Annotated in this window: 6 protein-coding genes and 1 pseudogene; 3 read left to right on the plus strand and 4 right to left on the minus strand. The window is 64.4% G+C overall.

The genetic code is table 11. The features are described from left to right. Nucleotides 1-183: hypothetical protein (locus Q0X85_RS08800; protein ID WP_297771484.1), on the plus strand; the 183-nt coding region annotated here is incomplete at its 5' end. Continuing rightward, the gene (gene serS / locus Q0X85_RS08805) at nt 158-1,450 is read left to right on the plus strand and encodes a serine--tRNA ligase (protein WP_297771485.1); all 1,293 of its coding nucleotides are present in this window, start codon (nt 158-160) and stop codon (nt 1,448-1,450) included. The genes Q0X85_RS08800 and serS, both read left to right, overlap by 26 nt. A gap of 72 nt (nt 1,451-1,522) precedes the next feature. On the opposite strand, the gene Q0X85_RS08810 is transcribed toward serS, so the two are convergent. From Q0X85_RS08810 to Q0X85_RS08825, 4 genes are all read right to left on the minus strand, one after another. After that, nucleotides 1,523-2,536 carry a fatty acid desaturase gene (locus Q0X85_RS08810; protein WP_297771486.1) on the minus strand — a complete coding sequence of 338 codons (1,014 nt, stop codon included), beginning with the start codon at nt 2,534-2,536 and terminating at the stop codon, nt 1,523-1,525. Nucleotides 2,537-2,648: 112 nt separating this feature from the next. Beyond that, on the minus strand, nt 2,649-4,115 hold the full coding sequence (gene der / locus Q0X85_RS08815) for a ribosome biogenesis GTPase Der (RefSeq protein WP_297771487.1): 1,467 nt from the start codon (nt 4,113-4,115) through the stop codon (nt 2,649-2,651). 49 nt (nt 4,116-4,164) lie between these two features. Continuing rightward, on the minus strand, nt 4,165-5,478 hold the full coding sequence (locus Q0X85_RS08820) for a PQQ-like beta-propeller repeat protein (protein ID WP_297771489.1): 1,314 nt from the start codon (nt 5,476-5,478) through the stop codon (nt 4,165-4,167). Nucleotides 5,479-5,546: 68 nt separating this feature from the next. Next, entirely contained in the window at nt 5,547-6,236 is a 690-nt protein-coding gene (locus Q0X85_RS08825) for a tetratricopeptide repeat protein (protein WP_297771488.1), read from the minus strand. Nucleotides 6,237-6,455: 219 nt separating this feature from the next. Here Q0X85_RS08825 and Q0X85_RS08830 point away from each other — a divergent pair. Then, a pseudogene (locus Q0X85_RS08830) lies at nt 6,456-6,849 on the plus strand (efflux RND transporter periplasmic adaptor subunit); the annotation flags it as partial.

The following is a 6,849-nucleotide window of genomic DNA, read 5'->3' on the forward strand; positions in this document are numbered from 1 at the left end:
CTCGGCCACGAGTGCGGCGGCCACGCTTGCCGCGCCGGTCGACGACTGGCTGCGCGAGCAACTGGCCGAATGACCGCGTTCAAAGGCACCCTACACCTGCCGGAAAAACTCGGCTATCACGCGCTAAACGATTCCGACCTTCATGAGGACCAAGCCCATGCACGACATCCGCGCGATCCGTGAAAACCCCGCCAGCTTCGACGCCATCATGGCGCGCCGGGGTCTGGACAACGCCTCGGCCGGGATCCTGAAAATCGACGAGGCGCGGCGCGCACGCATCCACGCCGCCGAGACCGCGCAGGCCGAGCAGAACCGCGCCAGCAAGGAGGTCGGCGCCGCCAAGGCGCGCGGCGACGAGGCCGAATTTGCCCGGCTGCGGGTGCTGGTCGGTGAGAAGAAAGCCGAGGTTGCCGCGATGCAGACCGAGGCCAAGGATCTTGACGCGCAGTTGACCGATCTTCTCATGGGGCTGCCCAACCTGCCGTTCGATGACGTGCCCGACGGTGCGGACGAGGCCGACAATGTGGAATTGCGCCGCTGGGGCACCCCCGCGGTGTTCGATTTCACGCCGAGCGAGCATTACGAGATCAAGGGCGTGCAGCCCGGCATGGATTTTGAGACGGCGGCCAAGCTGTCGGGTGCGCGGTTCGTGGTCCTGTCGGGCAGCATCGCCCGGCTGCACCGGGCGCTGGCGCAGTTCATGCTCGACACCCATATCGACGAAAACGGCCTGACCGAGACATGGACGCCCGTGCTGGTGCGCCCGGAAATGATGCTCGGGACCGGGCAATTGCCGAAGTTCGGCGAAGACAGCTATGAGACGACCAATGGCTGGTGGCTGGTGCCCACCGCCGAGGTGACGCTGACCAATCTGGTGCATGGCGACACCCTCGACGCCGCCACCCTGCCGCGTCGCCACGTCGCGCATACCCAGTGTTTCCGCTCCGAGGCGGGCAGCGCCGGGCGCGACACCGCCGGCATGCTGCGCCAGCACCAGTTCGAAAAGGTCGAGATGGTCTCGATCACCCATCCCGATCATAGCCGCGAGGAGCTCGACCGGATGACCGGCTGCGCCGAGGGAATCCTCGAGCGGCTCGGCCTGCCCTACCGCACCATCGTGCTGTGCACCGGCGACATGGGATTCGGCGCGCGGCGCACGCATGATATCGAGGTCTGGTTGCCCGGGCAGGACAACTATCGCGAGATTTCGTCGGTCTCGGTCTGTGGCGATTTTCAGGCCCGGCGGATGAATGCGCGGTTCAAGCCCGCCGGCGGTGGCAAGCCTGAGTTCGTGCACACGCTCAATGGATCCGGCCTTGCCGTCGGGCGCTGCCTGATCGCGGTGCTGGAAAACGGTCAGCAGGCTGACGGGTCGGTGCGTCTTCCCGAGGTGCTGCATCCCTATCTCGGCGGCAAGACCATCCTTCAGGCCGACGGCACCCTCGCCTGAGCGTGGCTTTCATCTGGCCCAAAATACCTTCCGGGGGAGTCGCCCGAACGGGCGGCGGGGGCGGAACGCCCCCTACCCGGCCGCAATCATCCGCGAGGCGCGCAATTCCGGGAACGGGACCATCCGCTTCGTCTCTTCATCCCAAAGCTTGAGGCGAAAGCTGCGTATCGCCTCTGGCCAGCGGATCACGTCATGTGGTTTCAGCGCATCCGGCACATCGTTCTGACAGCGCCGCAGATTGTAGGACGGGATCGCCGGATTGAAATGATGCAGATCGTGGTAGGCGATATTGCCGGTTCCCAGATCCCATAGCCATCCCAGATCGAGAGAGCTTGATCCGGTCAGTGTCGCCTTGCGAAAGTCGAGGTCGGGCTTTCGATCCCAATACGTCTCTTCGAAGTTGTGTTGCAGATACACGAGAAACACCCCGATCACGCCCGCAATCACCGCGCTCACGCCCCAGACCAATAGACCCGCGCCGCCAAGGGTGATCCAGATCAGCGCCAGATACAGCGCCAGCATCAGGTTATGCGCAAACACCCCCCATACGCCCACCAGCCGCGTGTTGCGCGGCCAGCGATAGGCGAAGAAATAGGTGACGATCCCCCCGAGCGACAGCATCACCACCGGATTGCGGTAGATCCGATACCACAGCCGCCGGGACCAATGCGCGGCCTGCCACTCGGCCAGCGTCATCGTATACACCTCCGTCGTCTCGCGGTGGTCGAGATTGCCGAGATAGGCATGATGCTGATTGTGGTTGTATTGCATGACGCGATAAGGCGTCAGGGAAAAGATCGACAGCAGGTAACCTGCGACGTCGTTCATCCAGCGGCTCGCAAAGAGGGCATAGTGCCCGCAATCGTGCTGGAGGACATACAGCCGGACCGTCGCGAACGCCAGGATGACGACCAGTATCAGAGCGATCCCCCATTGGCCCTGCGCCGCCGTCACCGCGCCGAGGCTCAATGCGCCCGTGTAAACGATCAGGGTGCCCGCCAAGGACAACGTCCCGCGCGCATCGCTCTTGGCGGTGTAGGGTTTGAGAAAAGCGCGCAGCGCCATGTGATCCGGCGTCTCGGTCATGTCAGCCTCCTTGCCACAGAGGGGTAACAGCGTTCACACTATCAACATTTGACCCTTACGCGATGGAATACAAGAGGGCGGCACGATTTATCGAACCGTCGCCCCTGTGTGTCTAGCCGCTTGATCTGCCGGACAAATGCTTGCGCAAGCTTGACGGGCCGGCCTTCTTCTTGGCCTTGTAGGGGTTCTTGTCCGACTGGCTGCGCAGGTAAAAACGGATCGGCGTGCCGGGCATGTCGAAATCTTCGCGCAGGCCATTGACCAGATAGCGCGAATAGCTCTCCGGCAGCTTGTCGGGATGGCTGCACATCGCCACAAAGCCCGGCGGACGGGTCTTGGCCTGTGTCATGTAGCGCAGCTTGATGCGACGGCCGCCCGGTGCCGGTGGCGGGTGTTGTTCCAGCATGCCCACCAGCCAGCGATTGAGTTGAGCGGTGCTGACACGACGATTCCAGACCTCATGCGCCTTGGCCACCGCGTCGCGCAGCCGGTCCAGACCTTTGCCTGTCTTGGCCGAAACCGTGACCAGCGGCGCCCCGCGCAGTTGCGGCAGCAGGCGTTCGAACGATTCGCGCAACTCGCGGATCTTGTGGCTTTTCTCGGGCTCCATATCCCATTTGTTCACGGCCACGACCACCGCGCGCCCCTCGCGCTCGGCCAGATCGGCGATCCGCAGGTCTTGTTGCTCAAAGGGAATCGCGGCGTCGAGCAGGACCACCACGACCTCGGCAAACTTGACCGCGCGCAGCCCGTCGGAGACCGAAAGCCTTTCCAGCTTTTCCTGTACCCGCGCCTTCTTGCGCATCCCGGCGGTGTCGAAAATCCGCACCGGCAGGCCGTCCCAGTCGATCTGAAGCGAAATCGCGTCACGGGTGATACCAGCCTCCGGCCCGGTCAGCAGCCGTTCCTCGCCAAGGATCTTGTTGATGAGCGTGGATTTTCCCGCGTTGGGGCGGCCGACGACCGCCACTTGCATCGGACGCGCTGTCGTGGGCTTGCGATAGCTCTGCTCTGCCGCCTCGTTGTCATCCTCGTCAAGGATGACATCTGTCTCCGGGGCCTCGGCCTCGGCGCGTTCGGCAAAGCCATCGGCCAGAGGCATCAGAAGCGTGTAGAGATCGTTGAGCCCCTCGCCATGCTCGGCCGAGAGGCGGATCGGCTCGCCCAGACCGAGGCCCCACGCCTCGATCACGCCAGCATCCGCGGCAGAGCCTTCGGCCTTGTTCGCGGCAAGGATCACGTGTTTGGACCGCTTGCGCAGAATTTCGGCCAGACTTTCATCGGTGGGTGTTACGCCGGTGCGTGCGTCGATGAGGAACAGGCACACATCCGCCATATCGACCGCGCGTTCGGTCAGCTTGCGCATCCGCCCTTGCAGGCTCTCATCCGTGGCATCCTCGAGGCCGGCCGTATCAATCACCGTGAACCGCAGGTCGGCGAGGCGCGCCGCGCCTTCGCGCAGATCGCGTGTCACACCCGGCTGGTCGTCGACCAGGGCAAGACGCTTGCCGACAAGGCGGTTGAACAGCGTCGATTTGCCAACATTGGGACGGCCCACGATGGCGAGGGAGAAGGACATGGTCTAGGCTCCGGTTCGGATCAAGTCGCCCTGATACAGGATCACGCGATCAACGGAAAGCCAGCAATTGACCCTTTTTCGACACGACATAGAGCGTATTTCCGGCAACAACCGGATTGGACGTCGCGCCACCCGGCAACTCGCGCGTGCCGGTCAACTGACCCGAGGCCGGATCGAAAAAGCGCAGCTGCCCGTCACCCGAGGCCAGAATCAGCTGGCCGCCCGCAATGATGGGGCCGAAATGGCCCACGATCTCGGCCTGACGCCTCGGCTTGCTGGCCGAAAACAGCGGCAGTTCCTGACCCCAGATACGGGTGCCATCCTCTGTCGACAGGCGCACCATCTCATTGCGGTCGGTGACCATGTAGATCGAGTCGCCCGCCGGCCAGACCGGGTTGAGCGGTCCTTCGGTCGTGGTCCAGATCCGCTTGCCGCTGCCGAGGCTCAGCGCGACGACACGGCCTGAATGGCTGCCGGTATAGATCCGGTCGCCAACCACAACGGGGTCGCCGGTAATGTCGTTGACCCGCGAGCTAGAGACACCCAGCCGTTCCCCCGCGATCTGGGCGTCCCACAGGCGCAGGCCGCCCTTGCGAAACGCGCCCTGCAACTCTCCGGCGCCGAATGCAAAGACCGCGTATTTTTCGGTGATCGCCGGGGCCGGGCCGCCGAGTACATTGTGGATGTCCGGTGTTCCGCTCAATTGCCAGGCGATGCGCCCGGTGTCGCTGTGCAGAGCCCAGGCCACATCGTCGCCCGCAACCACGTAAACCAAACCATCCAGCACCGCCGGCGTGCCGGTGCCGGGCGCGCCCAGCTCCTGCTGCCAGATCACGGCACCGGTGGCCGGGTCGAGCGCGCTCAACATCCCGAACCCGGACGAGACAAAGAGCTTGCCATCGCCATAGGCCAGCCCGCCGCCGCTCGCATTGCTAGACCTGTCATTCGGGGGGGTCAGATCAGACGTCCACAGCAGCTCTCCGGTCGGTGAAACAGCCGCCACCTGAGCCTGCGCGTCGAGCGTGAAGATACGGCCATCCGCCACCACCGGATCGGCGGTGATCCGCACGCGCCGGCCATCGCCGGCACCGATATTGACCGACCATGCAAGCTCTGGCGCGCGCCCGAGGGCGGGATGCGCGGCACGCGTTGCCGGTGTCCCGATCCGCTGACGCCATTCGGCATTGACCCGCGCGGCGGGAAGCTGTGCCGCCCTCACCTGATTTTCCGGGGTCACGTCGGCCTGCGCGCGGGCCGCCTCGCTCTGGAGCACCTCACGCACCCCTTCACGCTCGCCGCTCAGAATGTGCACCTTTTTGCTACAGGCCGCGAGGGCAAGAGCCGCAATCAGTCCCACGATCAATGCGTTCGGTTTCAATGCTTTAGCCCTCACTTGTCGCTTCCTGCCGCTCCTGCTCGGATTTGCTGGCGTCATTCCGAGACAGCCACACCACCCTGCACAGGCGCCGGAAGATCCGGCAATTCCTCGCCCAAGGCCACCATCACTTGTGTCACACGCCGGCGCAAGCCTGCCGTTGCCTCGGCATCGGTGGCAATGCGCGACAGCCGATCGACCGCTTCGGCCCTGTTGCCGGTCTCAAGATCAATCAAGGCCAGTTGCTCTTCGGCCAAGAGCCGCAGCACGCCCCCGGTCAGCGCGAGACCGTTGAGCCGCGTGCGCCGGGTCTCGGCATCGAGCCCGGTGTCTGGCAGCATGACCGCCTTGAGAGTCGCAATCTGGCGGTAAACCTGATCCACACCGTCGCGGTCTGCCAGTGCAAGCAGACGCTCTGCCGCGTCTGCCGGGTTTTCGCTGGCCCCCTCTGCGGCTGCCAGCAGGGTCACGACTGCATCGACCTGAGGACTGGGCGCGTCGATATCGCCAAGGGCCGCGGCGCGCGCGGCGCGGTCATCGCGCGCAAGCGCGGCCAAAATCTTGTCCCCAAGGGCTTCGGCGGCGTCGCGCTCCTGCGCCTTGCGCCATTCATTCCATGCCGCACCGCCGACGAGCAGGAGAATCACCAGAACCGCGATCCAGCCATATCGCCGCATCAGCGCGAACAACCGGTCGCGACGCACCTCTTCGGTGACTTCGTCGATGAAACTGTCGGTATCGCTCACACCGTGCCCCCTTTGACTTTTGCCCCTCTTAGCGCGAAGCCCGGTCCCTGCCAAGAGGCGGTCGTGCCCGGACAAAGAGACGCGCTTGCGGCGCGGCTCTGAAAAGTTTAATCTGAACCGGTTAGTTTAGCGTAATACTGGCATGTCATGTGCACGGGGCCGAGCCAATGCCATTTGCGCCGGGAATTTCGAGATTTCGCCATGGCCCGAGGTTGATAAATGCGGTTGCTTCCTGTTCTCATTGCGCTGGTGGTATCAGCCCTGGTCTACGCCTTCGTTTTTGAACGCGACCGGCTGACGGCGCTGTTGCCCGCCTCGGAGGCAAATCGCTCTGACGCAAGCGCCGCGCCCGCGCCTGACACGGCGCGCGACGAGGAAAAGACCGATGTGATGCGCGTCGTGGCGCAGCGGTCGAGCGCGCGGGTGATCGACAGTGCGGTCGTGCTGCGCGGTCGATCTGAGGCGGATCGCGTCGTCGAGCTGCGCGCCGAGACCTCCGGGCTGGTGATCTCCGAGCCGATGCGCAAGGGCGCGCATATCTCGCAAGGTGACATGCTCTGCCAACTCGATCCCGCCGCGCGCGAGGCGACGCTCGCCGAGGCGCGCGCGCGGC

It is taken from the genome of uncultured Roseovarius sp. (assembly GCF_947259555.1).
In the GTDB taxonomy this organism is placed as follows: domain Bacteria; phylum Pseudomonadota; class Alphaproteobacteria; order Rhodobacterales; family Rhodobacteraceae; genus Roseovarius.

Excerpts from the sequence above, each read along its gene's own strand:
- serS (WP_297771485.1), top strand. The coding sequence starts at position 158 with ATGCACGACATCCGCGCGATCCGTGAAAACCCCGCCAGCTTCGACGCC.
- Q0X85_RS08810 (WP_297771486.1), bottom strand. The coding sequence starts at position 2,536 with ATGACCGAGACGCCGGATCACATGGCGCTGCGCGCTTTTCTCAAACCC.
- der (WP_297771487.1), bottom strand. The coding sequence starts at position 4,115 with ATGTCCTTCTCCCTCGCCATCGTGGGCCGTCCCAATGTTGGCAAATCG.